The following is a 22,584-nucleotide window of genomic DNA, read 5'->3' as shown; positions in this document are numbered from 1 at the left end:
CCACGGCGACAAGGCGACGACGCTCACCGTGAGCCACCTCGCGCCGACCATCCCCGAGACGGTGTACTTCGTCTATCAGATGACGTTCGCGATCATCACGCCGGCGCTCATCACCGGCGCATTCGCGGACCGCATGAAGTTCTCGGCGATGCTCGTGTTCATGTCGTTGTGGTCGATCATCGTCTACTCGCCGATCGCGCACATGGTGTGGGAACCGACCGGCTGGCTCGCAAGCGCAGGCATCCTCGACTTCGCGGGCGGCACGGTGGTGCACATCAACGCCGGCATCGCAGGCCTTGTGTGCTGCCTCGTGCTCGGCAAGCGCGTGGGCTATGGCCGTGAGGCGATGGCTCCGCACAACCTCACGCTCACGCTGACGGGCGCGGCCATGCTGTGGGTGGGCTGGTTCGGCTTCAACGCAGGCTCGGCAGTCGCGGCTGATGGCCGTGCCGGCTTCGCGATGCTCACGACCCAGATTGCCACCGCCTGCGCGGCGCTCGGCTGGATGTTCGCGGAGTGGATCGCCAAGGGCAAGCCTTCGGTGCTCGGCATCGCCTCGGGCGCCGTGGCGGGTCTCGTGGCGATCACGCCGGCCTCGGGCTTCGTCGGCGTGATGGGCGCGCTCGTGATTGGCGTGGTGGCGGGCGTGGTCTGCTTCTGGTCGGCCACCTGGCTCAAGCACAAGTTCGGCTATGACGACTCGCTCGACGCGTTTGGCGTGCACGGCATCGGCGGCATCATCGGCGCGATCCTGACCGGCGTGTTCGCGATCAAGGACATCGGCGGCGCCGACGGCAACGTCATGCTGCAGCTCAAAGGTGTTGCGATGACGCTGATCTACAGCGGCGTGTTGAGCTTCGTCCTGCTAAAGGTGATCGATCTGGTGATGGGTCTGCGCGTGAGCGAGGAGGACGAACGCGACGGCCTCGACCTGGGGCTGCACGGCGAAGCCATCGAATAAATAACCGATCAGGCGAGCGCAGGCGTCGCGTATCGGCTTCGGCGAACCGGCGTCTTTCAGCCGCACGAGGCTGGAGGACACCGAACGCGGAATATTGCCTGCCGAGCCTGCTCCGATGGCCCTTCCCGGTCCAGACCTACCCACCAATCACAATCACGCAGGGGAACGTCATCCGCGTCTGCCTTGCTGGCGGACGCTGTGCAACGCCAACGGTATGCAGATCCTCGAACGGCCTCGCCCGCCCCTGCACGAGCCGCTTTGAATCCATGATAAAGCGCGATGGGCATCATGCTTTTGTGCTGGTTGTTCTCTCATGTCAGATCGCTTCCCTCACGATGGTCGCATTCGCCGAGCGGGTCGTTCGGCATAACAAGTGGGCCGGCGTTCTGTTTGGTTTCAGCTTTCTGTTCGGCCTGATTCTCTCGCTAGGCGCTTTGGGCACGTGGCTCCAGCGTAGCGACAAATCGAGCCTGCTGGACTTCCTTCAGGCCAATCCGGCGTATCTCGTTGTTGTGCTCGCCACCGCCGGCGAGTTGGCAACGATGCTACTGCTCAATCCGACCTGAACGGCGCTCAACGCAGACTCTCGCAAGCTGAGCATCACTCAACGGGGCATCATGCGACGTCAAGACCCATGGCGCCCAGATAAAACGCATACATCAAAATCAATTCATGTCGAATCCCCAAGCTATTGTCGACCTGACGCACGAAGTCAAACGGCTTGCCACGAGCAAGATCAGCGACATCAACGACATCAATCGCGAAACCACTTTTCTCGCCTTGAACGCACTCATCGAAGCCGCACGGGCGGGTAATGCCGGCAAGGGTTTCGCCGTGGTCGCCAGCCAGGTCAAGCAGGTCTCCAAACGCATCTCGGAAATCACCACAGACCTGAACAAGGATCTCGCTGGCTCGCTTTCGACACTCACTCAACTCGGCGACAGCATGATCGAACGACTGCGCTCGCACGAGGGCCAGCGGTGCGCCGATCTTGCGCTCAACATGATCGACGTGATCGACCGCAACCTGTACGAGCGGTCCTGCGACGTGCGCTGGTGGGCAACGGATTTTTCAGTCGTGCAGTGCCTCGCGAGCGGCGACGTGGCCTCGGCGGAGCATGCTGGCGAACGGCTATCCGTGATTCTCGACAGCTACACGGTCTACCGCGATCTCTGGGTCGTGGACGGACGCGGCGTCGTGGTGGCGAACGGGCGTCCCACGTTGTATCCGGTGCGCGGCCAGAACGTGGCGGGCGCGCAATGGTTCAGGGCCGCGATGCGGACGAAGTCGGGCACTGAGTATGTGGCGCGTGACGTGGAAACGCTCGCGCCCTTGAGCCAGAGCCAGGTTGCGACCTATTCCACGGCAGTCCGCGAGGGCGGTCACGCGAACGGCCGTGTGCTGGGCGCGCTCGTCATCTTCTTCGATTGGGCGCCGCAGGCCGGCGCAGTCGTGAAAGGCGTGCGCCTGAGCGAGGAGGAATGGGCGCGCACGCGTTGCATGATCGTCGATTCGTCGTTTCGCGTGATCGCCGCATCCGACGGCAAGGGGATCCTCAGCGAACGCTTCCCCTTGCAGGCGGACGGCAGGCAAACAGGCTTCTATCGTGCCGCGGACGGCGCGCTCGTCTCGTTCGCCGCCACGCCCGGCTACGAGACATATCGTGGTCTCGGCTGGTACGGGGTAATCCGCCAGAAACCCGCCTGAAGCGCCGCAGCCACCGGCCATCGCGTTCAAGGGCGCAGGCCTGCGCGACTCCTTCATCTATCGCGTAGCCGAAGTTCGCGCGATCCACCACAGCAGTCTGTCGAACTGTCGATTCCATTCAATAGCCGTCGTGACAGTCGAAGCTCACAATCCTCGTGTGGTGAAAATAACAAAGCGGGGCGGTCATATTTTTGAAACGTATTTTTTGCGGGCCATCATAGGGCAACGGGCTTTAAATCTGGTTTGCAACCCAAAGGGGGCATGTCATGGGCAGCGCGCTGGTTTGGGCAGCAATCCCTCACAACAGTGATGGGGTCGTGTTCCAGGTTCGTGTGATTCGCGGACTTCAACGTTTTCATATCGCACGCCGAACGCTTGAGGAGGCTTTCGGCCTGGCACCTCATGCATCGGATGCGGGGCAGCTCGAGCTCTTTTATCAGCATAAGACTCACATCCTGAGCCGGGCGATGCGGAAACGTCCAATCGCGAGCGCTGACACCGCTGCACTTCAAACGGCGGATTTCACCTCTGTCGTGAAAGTAGCACAGGACGCGACGGCGTTCGCGGCGGATACGGAAGGATATCTGGCTACAAACTGAAGGGCCGTTGATGTATCGTTCGCGCCGCTGCCCGTCGCTCCCGTTTGCCCGCGACGGCCCCTATGCGGACTGCGTGCCACCGTCGGTGCGCTCGCTGCCACCGGACGCATTGGTGGATGCGCGATGAACTGAAAGTTTTCGTTGATCGCGCTATTGCCCGTATCGAACGAATGGTGAACGAACACGCTGCTAGTAACTGGGGGGGCACGGCGAGTTTCCTGTTTCGCCATTGGCACAGCGCCGTCGCGTCGTTATCGTCCAGCACTGCCGCGCGTTTGAACGCGGGAGCGCTTCTGTTATGCTTTTTAGCTGGGCAAACGCGCAGCGCGCCCACACGAAAAGCTTGCCAGGCACACGCAGAACTCCTACCCGTTCCCGATCAGGGTGCACCATGTTGCTCAACGTCGACCCATTCAACCACCAAAGCCGCCACATCGACGTGCCCATCAAGGCGCTCGGCGACATCATCGAGTCGGTCGGCACACCGCATTTCGTTCACCGGCTCACGTCGTTCATGAACGGGATCATTCCGCTCGATGTCGTTCACGTGGAGCGCTCGCGCTTTGGCGCCGCCGCGCCGCTCGGCTATAGCTGCGAATGGCTCGGCAGCGGTGCCGTGGACGACGAGCAGGCCGAGCTCGATCACGTCATGGGGCTCTACTACGAGCGCTATCAGGCTGCCGACCCGCTGTTCGCCGCGATACGGGGCACGACCGGCACGCACCTCGTGGTGCGCGACATGAGCAACATTCCCGCTGGCGAATTTCGCAAGCGCATCTTCGACGAACGGCAAATCGCCCACGAATGCGTGCTCACGAAGGATGCGAGCCATGCGCAATACTCGCTCGCCATCGTGCGCCGCAAGCATTTGCCCGCATTCTCGCTGAGCGAGCTGAGCCAGTTGCGCCATCTGGGAGATTTTCTCTTTCCGCTGCTCGAGCTGCATTCGTCGATGTCGGCCGCAAGAAAGGTCGCCAATACGGCGACCAGCACAGACCGGCTCGCCCTGTTCGACGCGCGCGTCGCGCACGAAGGCATCACGCTTTCCAAGCGGGAATACGAAAGCTGCAAGCATCTGATCGTCGGCCGGACCGTGCCCGAAACGGCGGCCATTCTGGGCGTGCGTCAGTCTTCCGCCGAGTCCTATATCCAGCGGGCGTTTGCCAAGCTCGGCGTGCGGACCAAGCGCGATCTGGCCAAATGGGCGCTCGAAGCGCCCGCTGCAGTTGCGGTGCCCAACCCGGCGCCCGCCGCATCGTCCGCTTCATCGTCCGCGTCATCTCCCGCTGCCTCGTTCTCACCCCAGGCCGGCACGACACAGGCCGAGCCACCGCCGGCCGACGCTTGAATCCCCCCGCGCCCAGCGCCACCGGGCGCAAAGCACCCTTGCCCCCTGCAAGGGGGGGCAGACCCGCCTCCAGGCGCTCACTATAGTGACCCGCGATCAGTCACAAATGCGCACCAAGAGGCAGCGATGAGCACACAGGAAACAGGCAACGCAGCAGCGGACGTGCTGTTCACGAACGCAAAAGTCTATACGGTCGATCCACACAAACCCTGGGCGCAGGCCGTCGCGGTGAAAGGCGAGCGCATCGTCTTCGTCGGCGACGAACGCGCCGCCCGGGCCTGGGCCGGCGAGAACACGCGCATCGTCGATGCGGGCGGCCGGTTGATGCTGCCTGGCTTTGTCGAATCGCACTGGCACTTCGAAACGACGGCGGCGGCATTTCAGGCCTTCGTGAACTACGAAGATCCGCAGCAAGTGCTCGGCGCGCTGCGCGCCTACGTCGAGGCGCATCCCGAAGAAAAGGCCATCACCGGCATGGGCTGGATCCAGGCGACGATTCCGCCCGAGCTGCTGTGCAAGGAAACGCTCGACGCCATTTGCCCCGATCGCCCGGTGTGCCTGCTCTCCACCGACTTCCACACGGCGTGGGCCAATTCGAAAGCGCTGGAGATCGCCGGCATCGACGCCTCCACGCCGCCGGTCCAGCCCGGCGCAAGCTGGTTCGAGAAGGATCCCGTCACGGGCGAGCCGACCGGCGTGATCGTCGACGGCGCGGCCTACTCGCTGCTGCTCAAACGGATCAGCGAGGCCGGCTATCTGCCCAAGGGCATGGACCTGTATCTGCGTTCCTTCACGGTGTGGCAGGACAAGCTCGCGGCGGCCGGCATCACGACCGTGTTCGATGCGGGTTTCATGGACCCGAGCGGCGACCAGTCGCTGCTCTACGAAACGCTCCAGCACATGGAGCGGCGTGCGGACCTCAAGCTGCGCGTGGTCGGCAGCGTGGCGGTGGTGGGCGAGGTCGAGAAACCCGTGGAGATGCTGAGCGAGTTCCGCACGCGCTATGACTCGCCGCTCGTCAAGGCGCGCGCGCTCAAGCTGTTTCTCGACGGCACCGAGGCGAACCACACCGCGTGGCTGCTCGAACCCTACGCCGACCGCGCCGACACCTGCGGCGCGCCCACCATGCCCGTTGGCGAATTCGACCAGCACTTGCTGGAGGCCGACAAGGCGGGCTTCAACGTCATGGTTCATTGCGTGGGCGACGCCGCCGTGCGCGCGGCACTGGACGGCTTCGAGCGCGTGAACCGCACGAACCCGCAGCGCGACCGCCGCCACGTCATCACGCATGCCTTCCTCACGCACCCGGACGACATCCCGCGCTTTCGCGAGCTTGGCGTGATGGCCAATACGCAGCTTCAGTGGGGCGTAGTCGATCTGTACACCGAATTGCTGCGCGAACACTACGGCACCGAGCGCTGGAGCAACATGTACAAGTTCCGCACCTTCATCGAGCAGGGCGTGACGGTGTCGATCGGCATGGACGGCCTCGCCTGCCAGTGCCGCTGCCAGCACCGCCCCGTCGAGCATATCGAGTCCGGCCATACGCGCCAGCTCGCGGGCGAACCCGACGCGCCGGCGCTGCCCGACATCAACGAACGCCTGAGCGTTCCGCAGCTCATCGCCGCCTATACGATCAACGGGGCGTGGCAGCTCGGGCTGGAGCACGAGATCGGCTCGGTCACCGTGGGCAAGCGCGCCGACCTCATCGTCCTCGAGAGCAACCTCTTCGAGGTGAACAAGTACCAGATCGGCAAGATCGACATCGCGCTCACGATGATGAATGGCGGCGTCACGCATGCGACCGGTTCGATGCGCGCGGCTTTCGATCTCGAAGCGACGGTCTGAGCACGGCGGCGGGCGCCTCGCGCCTGCCGCGGCAATTCGCTTCGAAGCGCGCTCCGCAGCCCGCTTCAAAGCTTTCCTGACCCAGCTCATCCAGTCAGGATACCGAAACAAGGAACACCGATAATGTCACGCATCATGACCGGCGCGCCGGTCTCATCCGAACACCAGGTCACGCTCGATAACTGGCGCACGAAGCCTTACAGCCAGTGGTCGTTTCGCAACGTGCGCCGCCTGCTGCCCACCGCGGCGATCGCGCACGACCCGCGCGCGGCCACGCCGCTGCCGCAGCGCTGCGACGACCTTGGCACCCTCGCCTTCACGACGCCGGCCGGGGAGACCTTGAGCATCGAGCGCATGCTCGCGATGTCCAACACGGATGGCTTCCTCGTCATGCGGCAAGGCCAGATCGTGACGCAGTGGTACGGCCACGGCCTCACGCCCGAGACCCCGCACCTGGTCTTCTCGATCACCAAGTCGCTGGTCGGACTGCTGTGCGGCGTGCTGGCCGACCAGGGGGTTCTCGATGTCGACGCGAGCGTCGTCGACTATCTCCCCGAGCTGCGCGGCAGCGCGTACGATCATGGCGCGACGGTGCGCCACCTGCTCGACATGACCGCGAGCGTGACGTTCGCGGAAGACTATCTCGACACGCGCGGCAACTTCCTGCGCTACCGCCGCGCGATGGGCTGGAATCCGCCCCTGCCCGACGACCCCGTGGACTTGCGCCGCTTCCTCACGGAACTGCGCCCCGGCGAGCGCGCGCACGGCGAAGTCTTTCACTACAACTCGCCGACGACGGACGTGCTCGGCTGGGTGATCGAACGCGCGGCGGCAAGGCCGCTCGACGCGCTGCTCTCGCAGCATCTCTGGATGCCGCTAGGCGCCCAGCACGAGGCCTGCATCACGCTCGACCGCCTCGGCGCCCCGCGCGCGGCGGCCGGGCTGTGCGCGACGCTCGGCGACCTCGCGCGTTGCGCGGAGATGGTGCGTTGCCGCGGCGTCGCCAACGGCAAGCAGATCGTGCCGGGCTGGTGGATCGACGACATCATGAACAACGGCAGCCGCGAAGCGTGGGCGCGCTCGACATGGGCCGACTTCCTGCCGGGCGGCTGCTACCGCAGCAAGTGGTATCTCACAGGCGCGGCGGGCGCGCCCTTTATCGCGATCGGCATTCATGGCCAGTGGATCTATGTTGATCCGCGCGCGGCCGTGGTCATCGTCAAGCTCTCGTCCCAGCATCTGCCCGTGGACGAGCCGATGGACGACATCGTGCTCGCCGCGTTCAGGGCCATCGCACGCCATCTCGGCGGCTGAGCGAGGCGACACGACAAGACCGGGCCGCGGCACACATGAGCCGGCGCGGTGGCCGGCGCGGCGGCGCGCCGTAGCGCCGTAGCGCCGTAGCGCCGTAGCGGCGTAGCGGCGTAGCGGCGTAGCGGCGTAGCGGCGGCAAGCAATCACACGATGCCGTGCCGCCGGGGGGGCAGACCGGCTACTAGCCCCCCGCTACATTGAAGCAACCGAAACGATACGTCCCGACGAGGACGGCACCACTCAACTATGGAGGAACGACAAGTGGCCAGGAGATTTTCAGGTACGGTGAAGGCGATTTGCGCGGCGCTTGCGCTCGCGGGCGCCGCATGGCAAAGCATGCCCTCGGCGCTCGCCGACGACCAGGTGGTCAACGTCTACAACTGGGGCAACTCGATCGGCAAGGACACGATCGCGAACTTCGAGAAAGCAACGGGCATCAAGGTCGTTTATCAGGAGTTCGATTCGAACGACACGCTGCAGGCCAAACTGCTCTCGGGCAACTCGGGCTACGACGTGGTGGTGCCGTCCGATATGTACTGGGCCCGCCAGGTGCAGGCCGGCATCTTCCAGAAGATCGACCATTCGAAGGTGCCGAACATGGCTGGCCTCGATCCGGACATCATGAAGATCGTCGCGCAGGAAGACCCGGGCAACCGGTATGGCGTGCCGTGGTCCTGGGGCACGGACGGTATCGGCGTGAACGTGGAGAAAGTCAAGGCCGCGCTCGGCAATGATGCCCCGCTCAATAGCTGGTCGCTGCTGTTCGATCCCAAGAATGCGCAGAAGCTCAAGAGCTGCGGGATTTCCGTGCTCGATTCGCCGGTCGACGCGTTCGGCATGGCGCTCGTTTATCTCAAGAAGGACCCTAACACCAACAATCCCGCCGATTACGAAGCTGCTTATCAGGTGCTCAAGGGTATCCGGCCGTATATCACGCAGTTCAACAGCACCAGCTACATCAACGATCTGGCGGGTGGTGACATCTGTATTGCACTCGGCTGGTCGGGCGATGTGAACTCGGCTCGCGTTGCCGCGCTGGACGCGAAGAAGTCGTATCACATCAAGTACCTGATTCCTGATGTCGGCACGGCCATCTGGTTCGACATGATGGCGATTCCCAAGGATGCCCCGCACCCCGAAGCGGCCATGAAGTTCATCAACTTCGTGATCTCGCAGAAGGAGGCCGCTGCGCTGACTAACTATACGTCGTATCCGTCGACGGTTCCCGCATCGCGGGCGCTGGTGCGGCCCGAGGTGATGGCTGACCCGGCCGTGTTCCCGCCGCCGGAGGTCTATCGGAAGCTGTTCGTCAGCATGCCGATGACGGCCGAGCTGACGCGCCTGCAGAACCGTCTCTGGGCGAAGCTCAAGACGGAGTAATTGTGAATGGGGTCGGCGGCGTGGCCGCCGGCCTGCTTTTCGCCTTGCAGGCATGGGATGTGCGAAACAGCAACGAGGTCAGGATGTTGCTTTGCGCGGCCTGGCGGATCGCTTGACCGGCAACTTCTCTTTTACCGGTTGATTGTCCGCCTCGGTCGTCACGGTCGCAGCTGGCTTGCGGGTTGTCGAGACCGCCGGCCTGGACGCCTTCTTCGCCGTCACCTTACCTGTCGATGGCTTCTTGCGTCCGGCAGCAGGCTTCACGGGTGGGTCAGCGTCGGCCATCTCGATGCCGAACACGTCGGCCACCAGCGCGTCGTCGAGCACCTTGCCGGCGGCCGGCCGTTTTCTCGATTGAGGCAGGCCGGCACCGACCTGACTCACGAGATCATTGGCATCGACGCGGCGCAAGGCGAAAAGGAGTTCGGGCTGCTGGTCGAGCCGTGCGCCGACGCCGTAGAGCACGGCGGCGACGTGCTTGCACATCGATGCCCAGTCCGGGCAACTGCACTTGAACCTGATTTCCTTCGGCGCCGGGAAAAGGCCGGTGCCGGATTTGCAGATGCGCTCCATCACGGCGCTCGAGAGCTTGCCCTGCAGGAGTTCCACGATCGAGTCGATCGACCCCGCGCAATCGGCGCCAATCGCCCGCCATCGCTTTTGCGGGCACGCCGTCACGGTCACGGAGACCGTGTAGAGGCGCGAACCCATTACCTTGGCGCAGACTTCGCCTTGCGCGATCTGAAGGTCGATCACGGAACCGTTGCGCACATAGGTACGGCCGCGCGGCAGACGGTTGTCGTAGTCGCTGTAGCCCTCCAGATTGTCGCACCAGGCCTTACCCCAAAAAGTCCTGGCGATGGCGCCACGATACGGTGCGATGGGCGACAGGACCGCACCCGCTTTCTTCGCCCTGGCGGCGGCCAGTTCAGCCTTTTTTCGCCGCTCGGCGACCGGGAAATAGGGCTTCCATCCTCCGTAAGCCATTCCACTTCCTCTTGACCATCAGTTTTCTTGCGCGGCGTGAATGTCCAGCTTCACGAGATCGAGCAATTCCCGGTCGCTCATCTCGGTCAGCAGGAGTTCCGCGCCGCTCTCCAGCACATCCTTCACCAATTGCTGCTTCGCTTCGATCAACTGATCGATACGGTCCTCGACCGTGCCACGGCAGATAAACTTGTGCACCAGCACGTTCCTCTGCTGGCCGATGCGAAACGCGCGATCAGTCGCCTGATTTTCCACTGCCGGGTTCCACCAGCGGTCGAAGTGGATCACATGCGAAGCGGCGGTGAGATTCAGCCCCGACCCGCCGGCCTTGAGCGAAAGCACGAAGAAGGGTACCAGCTCATCTTCCTGGAATTGCTTGACCAATTCGCGGCGCCTGGCAACCGGGGTGCCGCCATGGAGCACCAGGCCTTCGCGGCCAAAGATCGAACCCAGAAATGCCGCCAGCGGCTCCGTGGCCTCGCGAAACTGGGTGAACACCAGCACCTTTTCCTGTTTGGCGGCAATGACTTCGGCGAGCTGGCGCAGGCGGGCGAACTTGCCGCTGTCTTCCGGCTTCCACGCCGCGTCGCCCAGCCATTGCGAGGGATGGTTGCAAATCTGCTTGAAGCGCATCAGGAAGCTCAGCACCACGCCCTTGCGGCCGATGCCTTCGGCATCCTCGAGCGCGGCGGACAGATCCTTCACCGCACGCTGATAAAGCGCCGCCTGGCTCGGGCTCAGTGGACACCAGGCCTTGAGTTCGGTCTTGTCCGGAAGGTCGTCGATGACCCGCTTGTCGGTCTTCAGGCGACGCAGGATGTAGGGCCGTACGAGCGTGCGCAGCGGACCAAAATGTTCGGCCTTCGCCAGCCGCCCGGCAAACTTGGCGAACACTTTGTCCGAGCCCAGCAAACCTGGGTGGGTGAAGTCGAAAATGGACCACAGGTCGGACAGGCGGTTTTCCACGGGGGTTCCGGTCAGCGCGATGCGCGATTGCGCCTGGAGCTGCTTGACCTGTCGCGTTTGCCTCGCGCCCGGATTCTTGATCGCCTGTGCCTCATCGACGACGGCAACGCGCCATTGGATGGTCCCCAGTACCGGCTGGCGAAGCAGCGAGCCAAAGCTGGTAATGACGAGATCGATGTCCGCAAGCCGCCCGGCGTCCAATGCACGCAAATCGGCTGCCGGCGTGAACGACGGATGGGCGATCAGCAGGCGCAAGCCGGGGGCGAAGCGCCCGGCCTCTGCCGCCCAGTTGGCCAGCAGCGATGCAGGGGCGACGAGCACGCTGGGACGCGCCTCGGCGCTTTCGCGCTTCAACACGAGTAGCAGCGAGAGTACCTGCATGGTCTTGCCAAGACCCATATCGTCCGCGAGGCAAGCGCCCAGTCCGAGCCGGGTGAGCAGGTATAACCACCGTACGCCGGCCTGTTGGTAAGGCCGCAGGCTGGCCTTGAGTTCCGGTCCCGGGCCGATCTGCGCCAATCCCTCCGGCTGCCGCAACTCCTGCAGGATGTCGGCCAGCCAGGGGCCTGCAACGAGCTGCGACCAGTCGCGCTCCGCGGGGTCGCCGGTATCGTCGAGCGAAACACCCGCCAGCAGGCGCAGGGCCTCATTAAAGGGCAGCCCGGCTTTCGCCGCCTCTTCCATGGCCTCGAATCGCTTCAGGAGGCGAGTGAGCTTTTTGTGGTCCACCTCGACCCAGCGACCGCGGATGAATTGCAGGCCATCGGCGCCTTTGAGCAGATCCCTGACCTCGGAGGCGTTCAGACGTTCTCCGTCGAGGGACACCTCCATGTTGAAGTCGAGCAGCGCCTCCTTGCCCAGCAGCGCGGGCGGGCGTGTACCGACGCTGGCTTTCACAACGGGACGTGCAGGACGGCCCGCCTGCCAGACGCTGGGCGTGCGTACGACAATCCCGGCGGCTTCGAGTTTGGGCAGGTCCGTGAGAAAGCGATGAGCGTCAAGCGGCGTCCAGCGCAACGGGTGGTAGATCTCGCCGGTATCCACCATTTCGCGCAGCCAATCGCAGTGTTCGGCGGCGCGCTGCACCGGCAGCAGGAGCGACAAGAGCTGCGCACGGCTTCTCGCGCCCGAATATTCCGCCAGGGCTCGCGAGAGTGGCTGGTGTTGCGCTTTGCCAAGAGCCGACAGGCGCGAGGTGTAAGTCGCAAGGAAGGCGAACGGCGACTCCGGGTCCTTGCGGTTCTCAGCAAGGTTGAAATGCACGCGGCCGACGAGATTCCAGGCCGGGTGGCGCGACTTGAGGAAATCCTGAAGCGAGACTTTTGCGCTCGCCAGTTCCCGCTGCAAGGCGGTATCGATCTCACCCCACAGCGTCGCGAGCACATCGGGTGTTAGATACTCCCCGCCGGTCATCGGTGGCGCATCGGCAATCAGGGCATCGAAATCCCCGGCAGCAGGTGTGAGAACCGCGATCTCGCCGCCTTCGGGCGTGGCGCACAGGGCAGTGACATAGCGCGCGGCGAAATCCCGCCACCAGGCCCATGCGGGCGGCAAAATGCGGCCGATTTCCGCCGTCCCCAGATGCAACAGGCCATGTCCTGCGCCGAGCGCAAAAGGGCGGCCTAGCCGCTCTTGTATTTCATCCGCCAAAACCGGCGCGGCGTACTCCGGTACCGCTAGCAGGTGACCACCGGGCGTCAGGCGTGGCGCGAGCATGTCGGAAGGATTCAAGACCGACCGTCCCCGGCGCACAGTTGCAGCAAGCGCTGAAACCGCATGTTTTCACGGAAAGCGGCTTCGAAATCAGCGAGCGGGCCCATCGACCCGGTAAAAACCGGGCGAAGCCCTGTCTGCGCCTCGTCCGCTCGAATCGTGGGACGGACCAGGCGTGCGGGGTATGCCTGGCCGCCGCGTTGCGCATGTCTTGTGGACTGTTTTTTCATCTGCTGCAGGAAAACCTGATTGCTATGTATCGACTCACGGAAGTTCGGCCCCGGCTCATCTACGAGTTGACCCACGCCAATCTCCTCGGCGCTTCCCGTCACGGCAATCCAGCCCCGTTTATCATTTTCTCATGCCATATCGCGGTCAACTGCGGGGCTTCGGCTGGCTTGGTGCTGTCGGACCGATAATAGTCTATATTTGGTCTGGATTTGACCTCAACGGAGCGCCTGATGCACCTCGCCGATCACGTGAAGCCGATCAGCTACCTCAAAAGCGAAGCCGCACAAATCGTCAAGGATCTGACCGACTCAGGAGAGCCGCTCATTATTACGCAGAACGGCGAAGCGAAACTCGTCGTTCAGGATGTGCGAACCTATGAATCAACGCAACAGACCATCGCACTCCTGAAGATCCTTGCGATCGGCCAAAAGCAGATCGAGCGCGGCGACCACGTCGACGGTGATGAGTTCTTTGCGGAGCTCAACGAGCTCGACCGCCACGAAAAGCTTCGCTGATGCAGACCCGGCTGCTGAATTACCGCATTCTGCCAACCGCCCGGATCGGCATCGACGAGTTGAGAAGCTACATCGTCCGCGCGTCCGGATGGGAGACCTGGCGTCAGACGTCGGCCCAGATTCAGGCGGCCATCACGCACATTCGCCAGTTCCCTGGAAGCGGTCACTTGCCTGCCGAACTTGAAGGCTTCGTCGACGACAGTTTTCAACAGGCCATTTCTGGCAAGAATCGGATCATTTATCAGGTGCGGGACGACACCGTTTTCATACACCTCGTGGTCGATACGCGCCGCGACCTGCAGGCCCTGCTCCAGAGAATCGTGCTTCGGCTGATGTAAGTCCCCACAAGACGACACACGGTGTTCGCCTCCAGGCTCTGTTCATTGATCTTCGATCACCCACGTTAATTCGCGGATTGACTGTCCGAACGAACAGGGCCACCGCTGTATGCAGCGGCCCCAAGCATCAGAACGAATAAATAAGCTGCGTACCAAACAAATCGTTAGACTTGCTATACGAGCCATCGCTACGCAGGAAGGTATCCTGAGTCGACCAGTCATGCCGATATTCGACTTTGACCGTAAGCTGCTGCGTCGCATAGAACAGCAAATCTAGCGTCACGTCCTGGCGCACCGCGCCCTTACATTCGAAGCCATATCCACCGGCCGCCTTCGAAGCCGCGAGACAGCTCGCGCCAACACCGAATCCGTTATACGGGTCCATCCCATTGCCATTGAGCACGATGCTGCTCGCGCCTCCGCCGTTCTTCTGGTTGGCGAGCACGTCATAACGCGCGGTCACGCCCATGCGGCCGACGTAAGGCAGGCGGAACTTGCGGTTCGCTAGCAGCGAAAGGCCGTACCACTGCGCCTGGCCGCCGTTATAGGCCGCGTGCTGCTGCTGGCCATAGTCGACTTCCGCGTTGTACTGAATATCGGCGGTCGTGTAGGTGAGATCCGCTTCGCCAAAGAAGAACGTCCCGAACGGGCTGGACGACTGGCCACCCACGCCGTAGACGCCAGGCAAGGTGTTGCCGTTCGCATCCATGCCCTGCATGAGCGACTGCCGGCCAATATTGAACGAACCGCCGAGATCGAGCGCGCTAGACCAGGTGTAGTCCACACGCGCCGTGAAAGTCGGCACCCGGTTGCTGGTGGTGACCGGATCGCCCAGCGCATTGGTGCCGGTCTGCAATTGTGCGCCCGCGGTGCGGAACTGCTCGTTGCCAAGCATGAACTTCCAGATCCAGTTGCTACCCTCGCCCATGTAGTTCACCCCCACGCCAACATAGCTGCCGGGATCGGAGAAGTCATAGAGCAGCCCGTGCGTGAGCGTCAGCATCAGGTTCGACTGCTGCACCTCATAGCCGCCAAAGCTCGGCATCAAGCCCGCCGTGATGGACGTCGTCATCGAGAGCGGCACCGTGAAGAAGGCGGTGTTCAGGATGTTCGAGGTGCTGCTGCCGTGCTCGTTCATCAACTGCGTGATGCCGTTGCCGCGGTTGGGCATCAGCGAAATTTCCGCCGATGGCGCCGTCGGGCCCACGCCGAACGTCTTCTTGATGTCGAGGTACAGGTCGCCAAACGAGCTGTTGAAGTACTGGTAGACGTTCTCGTGGTTCGCGAACAGGAACGACGAGCTCCCCAGGTCGCGGTTGTAGATGTAGGTCGGATCGAGATAACCGGTCACCGAAAGGCCCGCGATCGGGCCCGTGGTGGCCGCGTCGGTGAGCGTGTCCACCTTCATCTGCTGACTGGCGAGCTGCTGCTTCATCTGGTCGACTTCGTCGTTGGTCAGATGCGCCGGCGCCTTGCCGTAGTCGGGAGATGACGCGTCCACGGCCTGGGCCTGCGCGGCCGAAGCCGTCGCTGCTACGGGTTTCGCCGCGCCCTGCTGCTCGCGCAAGGTCTTCACCTCGTTTTGCAGCGCGTGGAGCTGCGCCTGCAACGCCTTGATCTGATCACTCGTGGTGTCCGCTGTGGCGAAGCCAGGCAGCGCACCCGCCACCATGAGGCAGACAAGCTTCTTTCTCATTCTATGTTCTCCTGATTGGTCGTATTGCGAAGCGTTTATTGTGTTGAAATCTTTCAGGCACTGGCAGGGTCGAGTGCCTTCTGCGCCTTTCTCCCAGCGCTTTGCGGGGCCACGCCGGCCGCGTCCGCCGGGGCGAAGGCCCGCTGGATCTCGGCAAAACGCCTGCGCTCACGCGCCTGCAGCCAGAAGTTCACGCCCACCACGCCCGTCGTGACGAGGCAGATGAAGATCGTCGCCAGCGCATTCATCTCCGGGTTGAGGCCAAGGCGCACGCGCGAGTAGACGACGAGCGGCAGTGTGGTCGAGCCGGGACCGGAGAGAAACGCCGAGAGGATCAGGTCGTCGATCGAGACCGTGAACGACAGCAGCCAGCCGGAAACGAGCGCCTGCGCGATGAGCGGCAGCGTGATCACAAAGAACACCTTGAACGGTGTGGCGCCCAGGTCGAGCGCGGCTTCTTCGAGCGACTTGTTGAGCTCCTTCACGCGCGACTGCACGATGATCGCCACGTAGGACACGCACAGCATCACGTGGCCGATCCAGATCGTCACGAGGCCGCGGCCATGCGGCCAGCCGAATACCTGCTCCATCGCCACGAACAGCAGCAGCATCGAGATCCCCATGATGACTTCGGGAATCACGAGCGGCGCGTTGATCATGGCCGTAAAGAGCGTGAAGCCCTTGAAGCGTCCCATGCGCGCGAGCACGTAGCCGGCCCACGTACCGATCGCAACAGAGGCAAACGCCGTCATCAGCGCGATCTTCAGCGAGAGCCACGCGGCGTGCAGCAGCTCGGCATCGTGAAAGACCGCCGTGTACCATTTGAGCGAGAAGCCCGACCAGACGGTTACGAGCTTCGACTCATTGAACGAATAGACGACGAGGCTAACGATCGGGATATACAGGAACACGAAGCCGAACGTGAGCACGGCGGTGGAAAGCGTGCGATTGGGCTTGATCATTTTCCGCCCTCCATTTCCTTGACCTGGTAGTACTGAAAGACCGCCATCGGCACGAGCAGCAGCAAGACCATCGCCACCGTGACCGCCGAGGCCATCGGCCAATCCATGTCGTTGAAGAACTCGTCCCACATGACGCGGCCGATCATGAGCGTGTCCGCGCCGCCGAGCAGTTCGGGAATCACGTACTCGCCCACCGCCGGGATGAACACGAGCAGGCTGCCAGCGATGATCCCGTTCTTCGAGAGCGGCAGCGTGATGCGAGTGAACGCGACCCAGGGCGAAGCGCCCAGGTCATAGGCCGCTTCGAGCAGCGTGAGGTCCATCTTCACGAGGTGCGCGTAGAGCGGCATCACCATGAAGGGCAGGTACGAATAGACCATGCCGATATAGACGCCCGCGTCGCTGTGATAGAGGCGCAGCGGCGAGTGGATCATGCCGATGGCCATGAGCGCGTGATTGAGCAGGCCGTCGTCCTTGAGAATGCCGATCCAGGCATAGACGCGGATCAGGAACGAGGTCCAGAACGGCAGCATCACGCCCATCATCAGCACATTGCGCGTGGCCGGGTTCGAGCGTGCGATGTAGTACGCCACGGGATAGCCGATCAGCAGGCACAGCAGCGTGGAGACGGCCGCCATCTTCAGCGAGCTCAGGTACGTCGAGAAGTACAGGTCGTCCTGGAACAGGAATGCGTAGTGACCGAGCTGCAGCGCCAGATGGACGACGCCGTCCTTCATGGCGATGAGATTCGTGTAGGGCGGCACGCCCATCATCTGGTCGGCGAAGCTGATCTTGAACACCAGCACGAACGGCAGCGCGAAGAACACGAACAGCCACAGGAACGGCACGCCAATCACGGCCGTGCGGCCCGAGGGCACCAGCCGCGCGGCAAAGCGCCTGAGCGCGCCGGGCGCTGCCGGATGCGTTGCTGTGCTGCCGGAAACGGCGCAGGGGGAGGCGATCTCGTTCATTGCGTCACCACCACGCCGCTCGCCGGCGACCACGACACGTACACCTCGTCGTTCCAGACCGGCGTGCCCTCTTCCATCAGATACGCGCTCGAGAGATTCGACACCACGGTCTTGCCGCCCGGCAGACGCACGTGATAGAGCGAATAGCTGCCCATATAGGCGACGTCGGTCACTACGCCGCGTGCCCAGTTGCAGGGCGCCGCGGGCCTCGTGTGCGAGACGCATACGTGCTCGGGCCGCACCGAAATGCCCACCGCCATGCCGAGCGGACCGGTGATGCCGTGGCTCACGTAGAGCCGGTTTTCGAGCGCCTCGCTCTCGACGAAGATGTGATCGGGCTCGTCCTGCACCACGGTGCCCTCGAACAGATTCGTAGAACCAATGAATTCCGCGGAGAAGCGGCTGTTCGGATACTCGTACACCTCGCCCGGCGTGCCGACCTGCACGATGCGCCCTTCGCTCATGACCGCGAGCCGGCTCGCCATCGTCATGGCCTCTTCCTGATCGTGCGTGACCATCACGCAAGTCACGTCCACCTTCTCGATGATGTTGACGAGTTCGAGCTGGGTCTTCTGGCGGATCTTCTTGTCGAGCGCCGACATCGGCTCGTCGAGCAGCAGCAGCTTGGGCCGCTTGACGAGCGAGCGCGCGAGCGCGACGCGCTGCTGCTGCCCGCCCGAGAGCTGATGCGGCTTGCGCTTCGCATAGCGGCCCATCTGCACGAGTTCGAGCGCATCGGCCACGCGCACCTTGATCTCGTTCTTCGGCACGCCTTCCTGCTTGAGGCCGAACGCCACGTTCGACTCCACGCTCATGTGCGGAAAGAGCGCATACGACTGGAACATCATGTTGACGGGCCGCCGGTACGGCGGCAGCGTCGCGAGATCTTCGCCGTCGACATAGATGCGCCCGGCGGTGGCCGTCTCGAAGCCGGCCAGCATGCGCAGCAGCGTGGACTTGCCGCAGCCCGAGCTGCCAAGCAACGCGAACAGTTCGTTCTTGGCGATGTCGAGGCTCACGTCGTTGACCGCGACGCTGTCGCCGAACTTCTTGACGACATTCTCGATGCGCACGAAGCGCTCGTTGCCGGTGCGCACCGGCGCAACGGCACGCGCAGGCTCGGCGGAGCGTGTTGAGGGTGAAGGCGAAGCTTTCATGTTCCAGTGACCCGTATTACAAAATGCAGGCGTGACGGGGCCCAGGCGAGTCCCGCGAAGCGGCCCACCGGCGTCACGTCGTGTTCGGAAGAATCGATTGCCGCGCGCGGCGCGCAAAGGCCGACGCATGCGCAGTCGTGCTGGCGAGAAGAGGCAGACGAGGCGCCGCAAGGCGAGCCCACCCATCGCCGGTCGTGCGCGCCCTGCCCGGCGCGCGTGTCTCCTTGTGTTTTTCGCGTGGCCTGCCCGGCCAGCGTGCAGTGTTTCACACTGCGATCATTTGCTTTGCATTGCTAACGAGTGACGTTTACGCCGGGTTGCATCGATGTATCGGCCACTCGTCCAAACCGGCGACAACGTTAACTGTTCGATTTGCGGCGGTATGCCCCCCCTTCAGGGGGGCAGGTGCGATGAGGAGAGAAAACCACTACGCGCAGGCCGGGGCCCGCGCGCCGATCCCGAGCCCGTCGAGGTGCCGGCGCAGGTGATCGATGAAGACGCGCACCTTGCGTGTGTTGCGCCGGTGTGGCTGATAGAGCACGTGAACCGAGGGGCCAAGCGCGGTCTGCTCGCGCCAGTAATCGGAATCGAGTTCCACGAGCTCGCCTCGCGCGATGTGGGGCACGGCGCTCCACTTCGGCAAGAATTGCAGCCCCTGCCCGTCGAGCAGGCAGGCCAGCAGGAAGTCGAAGTTGTCGCTCGTGAGGCGCGGCACCGGTTGCTTCAGCCGAATACGCTCGCCGCCGTGCTCCACCCACCAGAAGTTACGGTTGAGCAGCGGATGATGAAGGATCAGCCAGTCGTGCGACTGATAGTTTTCCATCGTGACGCAGGCACCCTTGCGGGCGATATAGGCCGGGCTCGCGCAGAGCGTCAGGCAATTCTCGAGCAAGGGCTGCGCAATCAGGCCGGGCAGGTCGATCGGCCCGTCGCGTAACGAAAGGTCGTAGGCCTCGTCGTTCATGCTGTCGTTCAGATCGACCTCCAGCCGCATCTCGGGATGCTCGCGCAGGAAGCTGCAACATGCGCCGTTCAGGAACGCCGGCCCGAACGGCGGCAGCGCGACAATGCGCAGACTGCCGCGCAGCGCGTGCTGTAGATCGTCCACGGCCTCGGCGGCCAGTTGCAGCTGCGTGAGCGCCTGGCGCGCCCCCTCCAGGTAGAGCTGGCCCGCCTCGGTCAGCGTCATGCGGCGAGTGGTCCGCTCGAAGAGGCGCGCGCCCAGGTCGGCCTCCAGCTGCATCACGCCCTTGGTGACGGCCGAGGGCGTCTTGCCCAGTTGCTCCGCCGCGCGGCTGAAGCCGCCGAAGTCGGCGGTCGCGACGAACATGGTGAGCGCAATCATCTTGTCCATGGATCTGTTCCTGGCGGGCACAAAACTTGTGTCAAAACGGGCCACGATGCACGTGGCGAACATCCGCTAATCTACGAAATTCGGCGGGAAAATGTGAGGTGGTGAGTCCAACGGGCTTTCGTCACACCACACGCCGCCCCGCGAATTTGTGCCTCATGGGAAACGGCCAGTGTGAAAAGCCTGGCCGGCGCGGCAAATACTGGGAGCATTCGACGTGAAAATTCATACCTTCGTGACCGAAAGCACGAATCCCGAGCTTCGCGGGCAGCAGATCGGCGAGCGGTGGGCACGGGAAATCCAGGAATCGGCCGCACGCTACCTTGGGTTCTTCCCGCGCGTGGGGGTCCCCGCCGAGCAGGCGCGCGCCATCGGCGAGGCGTGCCAGAGCCGGCTGGAAGCCTGGTGCCCCGACCTCGCAACCGAAGTCGCGGCGATGGCCGAAGGCGCGCGGCTGCCACTGTGGCAGCTCGCTTGCGTCAGCGCGCGCACGGAGATCCTCGCGACGAAGCCGCCGGCGCTCGAAGGCGAGTGCTCGACCGCCGTGCATGCGCCACCGGGCGCGCGCGCGCCGCGCTCGATCCAGACCTGGGACTGGCACGAGGCCCTCGCGCCGCATGGCCTGATGCTTCAGCTCACGACCCGGCGCGGCGTCACGGTGAAGCAGTTCACCGAATTCGGCATGCTGGGCAAGATCGGCGTGAACAGCATGGGGCTGGGCCTGCATTTCAACATCCTCCACCACGCGAGCGACAACGCTACGGGCGGCGTGCCGGTGCATGCCATCGCGCGACGGCTACTCGAAGAGGCGGCCAGCGTCGACGAGGCCATCGATCTTGCGCGCTCCGCGCCCGTGAGCGCATCGACGGTATTGAACGTGTTCGCGCGCGACGCCTCCCCGGCGTCGGGCCTGCGCGCCGCGAGCATCGAGTTGAGCCCGAGCGGCCTCGCGGTCGTGCCGCCGCGCGCGGACGGCTGGCTGCTGCACACGAACCATTTCCTCGACGACGGGCTCAGCCGTGGCGAGCACGCACCGGCGGCCTCCACCACCTGGGCGCGGCTCGACCATCTGAAGGCTGCCGTGGCCGGCATGACCGCACGCGACCTGCGCAGCCGCGCCGAAGCGATGTGCGGCAGCGCGGGCGCGAATGCGCCCGTCTGCGTGCGCCCGGACCCCAGCCGGCCCGATACGGAGCACTGTGAGACGCTGCTCACGATCGGCATCGATACAGAAGGCGGCGCGCTGGAATATGCCGCTGGCAATCCGCAAGTTCTAGTGCAGATGGGCAGCGCACGCTTCTGATACGCGCGGCGCGGGCCACGGAATCCGCGCGCCCAGGCAGGAAAAAAACAAGGAAAAGAGACAATGGTTGGAGACACATCGCGCGCCCTCTCCGCGGCGCTGGGCGGCGGCACCGCATCGAGCGCGGCCATCGCCATCCTGATCGCCACGCACCACAATGCGCTTGCCGTTGCGCTCTATGGCGCGCTGGCGCTCGCGCTGGTGGCGTTCTGCTCGTATGCGCTGAAGGAGACGGCCACGCTGACCATGGCCGAGATCGACGAGCAAATACCGGATCGGACCGATTCAAAAATGGTTTGCAGTTCTGATTGAATCAAGCGATTCGATCCCGGACTGCCGTGACCTCGGCTGGCCGTGCTCATGGATGCACGCGCACCGTAGTTGCACCCTGCCTGCACCCTATTCGCACCTTTCGCGCCCCCTACTCGCACCCCTCGGGCCGCGCGTTCCAGCGCCGGATCGCGCGGCTCTCGCGGTCGAAGCCGAGCATGCTGATCGTTGCCGTATCCAGGTAGAGATGCGCGCCCAGCGCCGCCGAATTGCCGATCCAGCAACCCGCGAGCACGCGCAGGAAATGGGCGTGCGAGAAAACGGCGATGCGGCGGGCCGCCCCGCCGGGCCCACCCTGCGCGAGCATCGCAAGCAGACTCTCCACCACGCCGCGAGCGCGCACTTCGATCTGCGAGAGACTCTCGCCGTGCGGGATCAGCGAGTGCCAGACATTCCAGTCCGGCTCCGTCTTGCGGATGTCGGCCGTGGTGCGGCCCTCGTAGATGCCGTAATCCCATTCGTGCAGATCGCCGGACACGATCATCTCTTCGCCCAGGCCCGCCAGCCGGCAGGTCTCGATGGCGCGCGCCATCGGGCTCGCGAGCACCGCGTCGAAGCGCTGCGCTGCGAGGGGCCTTGCGAGCGCGAGCGCCTGATCGCGGCCATGCTCGGTGAGCGCGATATCGGTGCGCCCCGTGTGCTGGCCGCTGCGGCTCCACTCGGTTTCGCCGTGGCGAATCAGCCAGACTTCGCCGGACGCGGCGCTTGCTTTCATATCGACGGACATCGGGTCACTCCGGTAACGGGCTGCCGCCTCACGACACCCATCGCAAGGCGCAAGAACAAGTTCGCGGAGGTCATTCTAAGGCAGCGGCGCGCACCATACGGCGCACGTCGCGCAGCGCGGTCCGTCAATCTGGACGGACCGGCTTGCCGTTCATCCGATATCCGATGCAAGCCGGCGCTT

At 63.8% G+C, this 22,584-nt stretch carries 20 protein-coding genes and 1 pseudogene; 13 read left to right on the top strand and 8 right to left on the bottom strand.

The features are described 5' to 3' along the window. The 8 genes from EYW47_RS38280 to EYW47_RS38245 form a co-directional block, all read left to right on the top strand. The coding region (locus EYW47_RS38280; RefSeq protein WP_133200003.1) for an ammonium transporter at positions 1 to 961 on the top strand (961 nt) is incomplete at its 5' end. A 266-nt stretch (positions 962 to 1,227) separates the two neighbouring features. Continuing rightward, entirely contained in the window at positions 1,228 to 1,527 is a 300-nt protein-coding gene (locus tag EYW47_RS38275; protein WP_133200002.1) for a hypothetical protein, read from the top strand. A gap of 106 nt (positions 1,528 to 1,633) precedes the next feature. After that, the gene (locus EYW47_RS38270; RefSeq protein WP_133200001.1) at positions 1,634 to 2,668 is read left to right on the top strand and encodes a methyl-accepting chemotaxis protein; all 1,035 of its coding nucleotides are present in this window, start codon (positions 1,634 to 1,636) and stop codon (positions 2,666 to 2,668) included. 266 nt (positions 2,669 to 2,934) lie between these two features. Continuing rightward, entirely contained in the window at positions 2,935 to 3,267 is a 333-nt protein-coding gene (locus tag EYW47_RS38265; protein ID WP_133200000.1) for a hypothetical protein, read from the top strand. A gap of 391 nt (positions 3,268 to 3,658) precedes the next feature. After that, positions 3,659 to 4,615 (top strand): helix-turn-helix transcriptional regulator, encoded by a 957-nt coding sequence (locus EYW47_RS38260; RefSeq protein WP_133199999.1) that lies wholly within the window; start codon positions 3,659 to 3,661, stop codon positions 4,613 to 4,615. 126 nt (positions 4,616 to 4,741) lie between these two features. Next, a complete protein-coding gene (locus EYW47_RS38255) occupies positions 4,742 to 6,463 on the top strand; it encodes an amidohydrolase (protein ID WP_133199998.1) in 1,722 nt (573 codons plus the stop codon). A gap of 123 nt (positions 6,464 to 6,586) precedes the next feature. Next, on the top strand, positions 6,587 to 7,777 hold the full coding sequence (locus EYW47_RS38250; protein WP_133199997.1) for a serine hydrolase domain-containing protein: 1,191 nt from the start codon (positions 6,587 to 6,589) through the stop codon (positions 7,775 to 7,777). 246 nt (positions 7,778 to 8,023) lie between these two features. Then, positions 8,024 to 9,157: a polyamine ABC transporter substrate-binding protein gene (locus tag EYW47_RS38245; RefSeq protein ID WP_133199996.1), complete on the top strand. Its 1,134-nt coding sequence runs from the start codon at positions 8,024 to 8,026 to the stop codon at positions 9,155 to 9,157. A gap of 78 nt (positions 9,158 to 9,235) precedes the next feature. Here EYW47_RS38245 and EYW47_RS38240 read toward each other — a convergent pair whose 3' ends face one another. Next, positions 9,236 to 10,144: an SWIM zinc finger family protein gene (locus tag EYW47_RS38240; RefSeq protein ID WP_240764102.1), complete on the bottom strand. Its 909-nt coding sequence runs from the start codon at positions 10,142 to 10,144 to the stop codon at positions 9,236 to 9,238. Positions 10,145 to 10,162: 18 nt separating this feature from the next. Beyond that, positions 10,163 to 12,826, bottom strand: a complete 2,664-nt coding sequence (locus EYW47_RS38235) for a DEAD/DEAH box helicase (RefSeq protein ID WP_133200005.1) — start codon at positions 12,824 to 12,826, stop codon at positions 10,163 to 10,165. A gap of 38 nt (positions 12,827 to 12,864) precedes the next feature. On the opposite strand from EYW47_RS38235, the gene EYW47_RS38230 reads away from it, so the two are divergent. The 3 genes from EYW47_RS38230 to EYW47_RS38220 are packed head-to-tail and all read left to right on the top strand — an operon-like array spanning position 12,865 to position 13,907. Next, positions 12,865 to 13,242, top strand: a complete 378-nt coding sequence (locus tag EYW47_RS38230; protein WP_133199995.1) for a hypothetical protein — start codon at positions 12,865 to 12,867, stop codon at positions 13,240 to 13,242. Between the two features lie 42 nt (positions 13,243 to 13,284). Beyond that, positions 13,285 to 13,569, top strand: coding sequence for a type II toxin-antitoxin system Phd/YefM family antitoxin (locus EYW47_RS38225; protein ID WP_133199994.1), 285 nt, complete (start codon positions 13,285 to 13,287; stop codon positions 13,567 to 13,569). Beyond that, positions 13,569 to 13,907, top strand: coding sequence for a type II toxin-antitoxin system RelE/ParE family toxin (locus tag EYW47_RS38220; protein ID WP_133199993.1), 339 nt, complete (start codon positions 13,569 to 13,571; stop codon positions 13,905 to 13,907). Before EYW47_RS38225 ends, EYW47_RS38220 begins: the two co-directional genes overlap by 1 nt. 127 nt (positions 13,908 to 14,034) lie before the next feature. Here the strand turns inward: EYW47_RS38220 and EYW47_RS38215 are convergent, their stop codons facing one another. The 5 genes and pseudogenes from EYW47_RS38215 to EYW47_RS38195 all read right to left on the bottom strand — a co-directional run bounded on the left by EYW47_RS38215 (position 14,035) and on the right by EYW47_RS38195 (position 20,047). Next, complete coding sequence (locus EYW47_RS38215; protein WP_133199992.1) at positions 14,035 to 15,603, bottom strand: DUF3138 family protein; 1,569 nt, start codon at positions 15,601 to 15,603, stop codon at positions 14,035 to 14,037. A gap of 53 nt (positions 15,604 to 15,656) precedes the next feature. Then, the gene (locus EYW47_RS38210; RefSeq protein WP_133199991.1) at positions 15,657 to 16,565 is read right to left on the bottom strand and encodes an ABC transporter permease subunit; all 909 of its coding nucleotides are present in this window, start codon (positions 16,563 to 16,565) and stop codon (positions 15,657 to 15,659) included. After that, positions 16,562 to 17,536 (bottom strand): ABC transporter permease subunit, encoded by a 975-nt coding sequence (locus EYW47_RS38205; protein WP_133199990.1) that lies wholly within the window; start codon positions 17,534 to 17,536, stop codon positions 16,562 to 16,564. Before EYW47_RS38205 ends, EYW47_RS38210 begins: the two co-directional genes overlap by 4 nt. Further along, positions 17,533 to 18,615: pseudogene (locus EYW47_RS38200) on the bottom strand (ABC transporter ATP-binding protein); the annotation flags it as partial. The pseudogene EYW47_RS38200 and the gene EYW47_RS38205, both read right to left, overlap by 4 nt. Before the next feature lie 505 nt (positions 18,616 to 19,120). Then, entirely contained in the window at positions 19,121 to 20,047 is a 927-nt protein-coding gene (locus EYW47_RS38195; RefSeq protein ID WP_133199988.1) for a LysR family transcriptional regulator, read from the bottom strand. A gap of 214 nt (positions 20,048 to 20,261) precedes the next feature. On the opposite strand from EYW47_RS38195, the gene EYW47_RS38190 reads away from it, so the two are divergent. Continuing rightward, positions 20,262 to 21,347, top strand: a complete 1,086-nt coding sequence (locus tag EYW47_RS38190) for a C45 family autoproteolytic acyltransferase/hydrolase (RefSeq protein ID WP_133199987.1) — start codon at positions 20,262 to 20,264, stop codon at positions 21,345 to 21,347. 63 nt (positions 21,348 to 21,410) lie between these two features. Continuing rightward, positions 21,411 to 21,659, top strand: a complete 249-nt coding sequence (locus EYW47_RS38185) for a hypothetical protein (protein ID WP_205710231.1) — start codon at positions 21,411 to 21,413, stop codon at positions 21,657 to 21,659. Positions 21,660 to 21,768: 109 nt separating this feature from the next. On the opposite strand, the gene EYW47_RS38180 is transcribed toward EYW47_RS38185, so the two are convergent. Then, the gene (locus EYW47_RS38180) at positions 21,769 to 22,404 is read right to left on the bottom strand and encodes a histidine phosphatase family protein (RefSeq protein ID WP_133199986.1); all 636 of its coding nucleotides are present in this window, start codon (positions 22,402 to 22,404) and stop codon (positions 21,769 to 21,771) included. Positions 22,405 to 22,584: the final 180 nt, after the last annotated feature.

This window comes from Paraburkholderia silviterrae, assembly GCF_004353915.1.
Lineage (GTDB): Bacteria > Pseudomonadota > Gammaproteobacteria > Burkholderiales > Burkholderiaceae > Paraburkholderia > Paraburkholderia silviterrae.
This window is presented reverse-complemented; position numbering and strand designations above follow the sequence as displayed.

Bases quoted from the DNA above. Each gene is read 5' to 3' on its own strand.
- EYW47_RS38275 (WP_133200002.1), top strand. From the start codon at position 1,228: ATGATAAAGCGCGATGGGCATCATGCTTTTGTGCTGGTTGTTCTCTCA.
- EYW47_RS38270 (WP_133200001.1), top strand. From the start codon at position 1,634: ATGTCGAATCCCCAAGCTATTGTCGACCTGACGCACGAAGTCAAACGG.
- EYW47_RS38265 (WP_133200000.1), top strand. From the start codon at position 2,935: ATGGGCAGCGCGCTGGTTTGGGCAGCAATCCCTCACAACAGTGATGGG.
- EYW47_RS38260 (WP_133199999.1), top strand. From the start codon at position 3,659: ATGTTGCTCAACGTCGACCCATTCAACCACCAAAGCCGCCACATCGAC.
- EYW47_RS38255 (WP_133199998.1), top strand. From the start codon at position 4,742: ATGAGCACACAGGAAACAGGCAACGCAGCAGCGGACGTGCTGTTCACG.
- EYW47_RS38250 (WP_133199997.1), top strand. From the start codon at position 6,587: ATGTCACGCATCATGACCGGCGCGCCGGTCTCATCCGAACACCAGGTC.
- EYW47_RS38245 (WP_133199996.1), top strand. From the start codon at position 8,024: ATGGAGGAACGACAAGTGGCCAGGAGATTTTCAGGTACGGTGAAGGCG.
- EYW47_RS38240 (WP_240764102.1), bottom strand. From the start codon at position 10,144: ATGGCTTACGGAGGATGGAAGCCCTATTTCCCGGTCGCCGAGCGGCGA.
- EYW47_RS38235 (WP_133200005.1), bottom strand. From the start codon at position 12,826: ATGCTCGCGCCACGCCTGACGCCCGGTGGTCACCTGCTAGCGGTACCG.
- EYW47_RS38225 (WP_133199994.1), top strand. From the start codon at position 13,285: ATGCACCTCGCCGATCACGTGAAGCCGATCAGCTACCTCAAAAGCGAA.
- EYW47_RS38220 (WP_133199993.1), top strand. From the start codon at position 13,569: ATGCAGACCCGGCTGCTGAATTACCGCATTCTGCCAACCGCCCGGATC.
- EYW47_RS38215 (WP_133199992.1), bottom strand. From the start codon at position 15,603: ATGAGAAAGAAGCTTGTCTGCCTCATGGTGGCGGGTGCGCTGCCTGGC.
- EYW47_RS38210 (WP_133199991.1), bottom strand. From the start codon at position 16,565: ATGATCAAGCCCAATCGCACGCTTTCCACCGCCGTGCTCACGTTCGGC.
- EYW47_RS38205 (WP_133199990.1), bottom strand. From the start codon at position 17,536: ATGAACGAGATCGCCTCCCCCTGCGCCGTTTCCGGCAGCACAGCAACG.
- EYW47_RS38195 (WP_133199988.1), bottom strand. From the start codon at position 20,047: ATGGACAAGATGATTGCGCTCACCATGTTCGTCGCGACCGCCGACTTC.
- EYW47_RS38185 (WP_205710231.1), top strand. From the start codon at position 21,411: ATGGTTGGAGACACATCGCGCGCCCTCTCCGCGGCGCTGGGCGGCGGC.
- EYW47_RS38180 (WP_133199986.1), bottom strand. From the start codon at position 22,404: ATGTCCGTCGATATGAAAGCAAGCGCCGCGTCCGGCGAAGTCTGGCTG.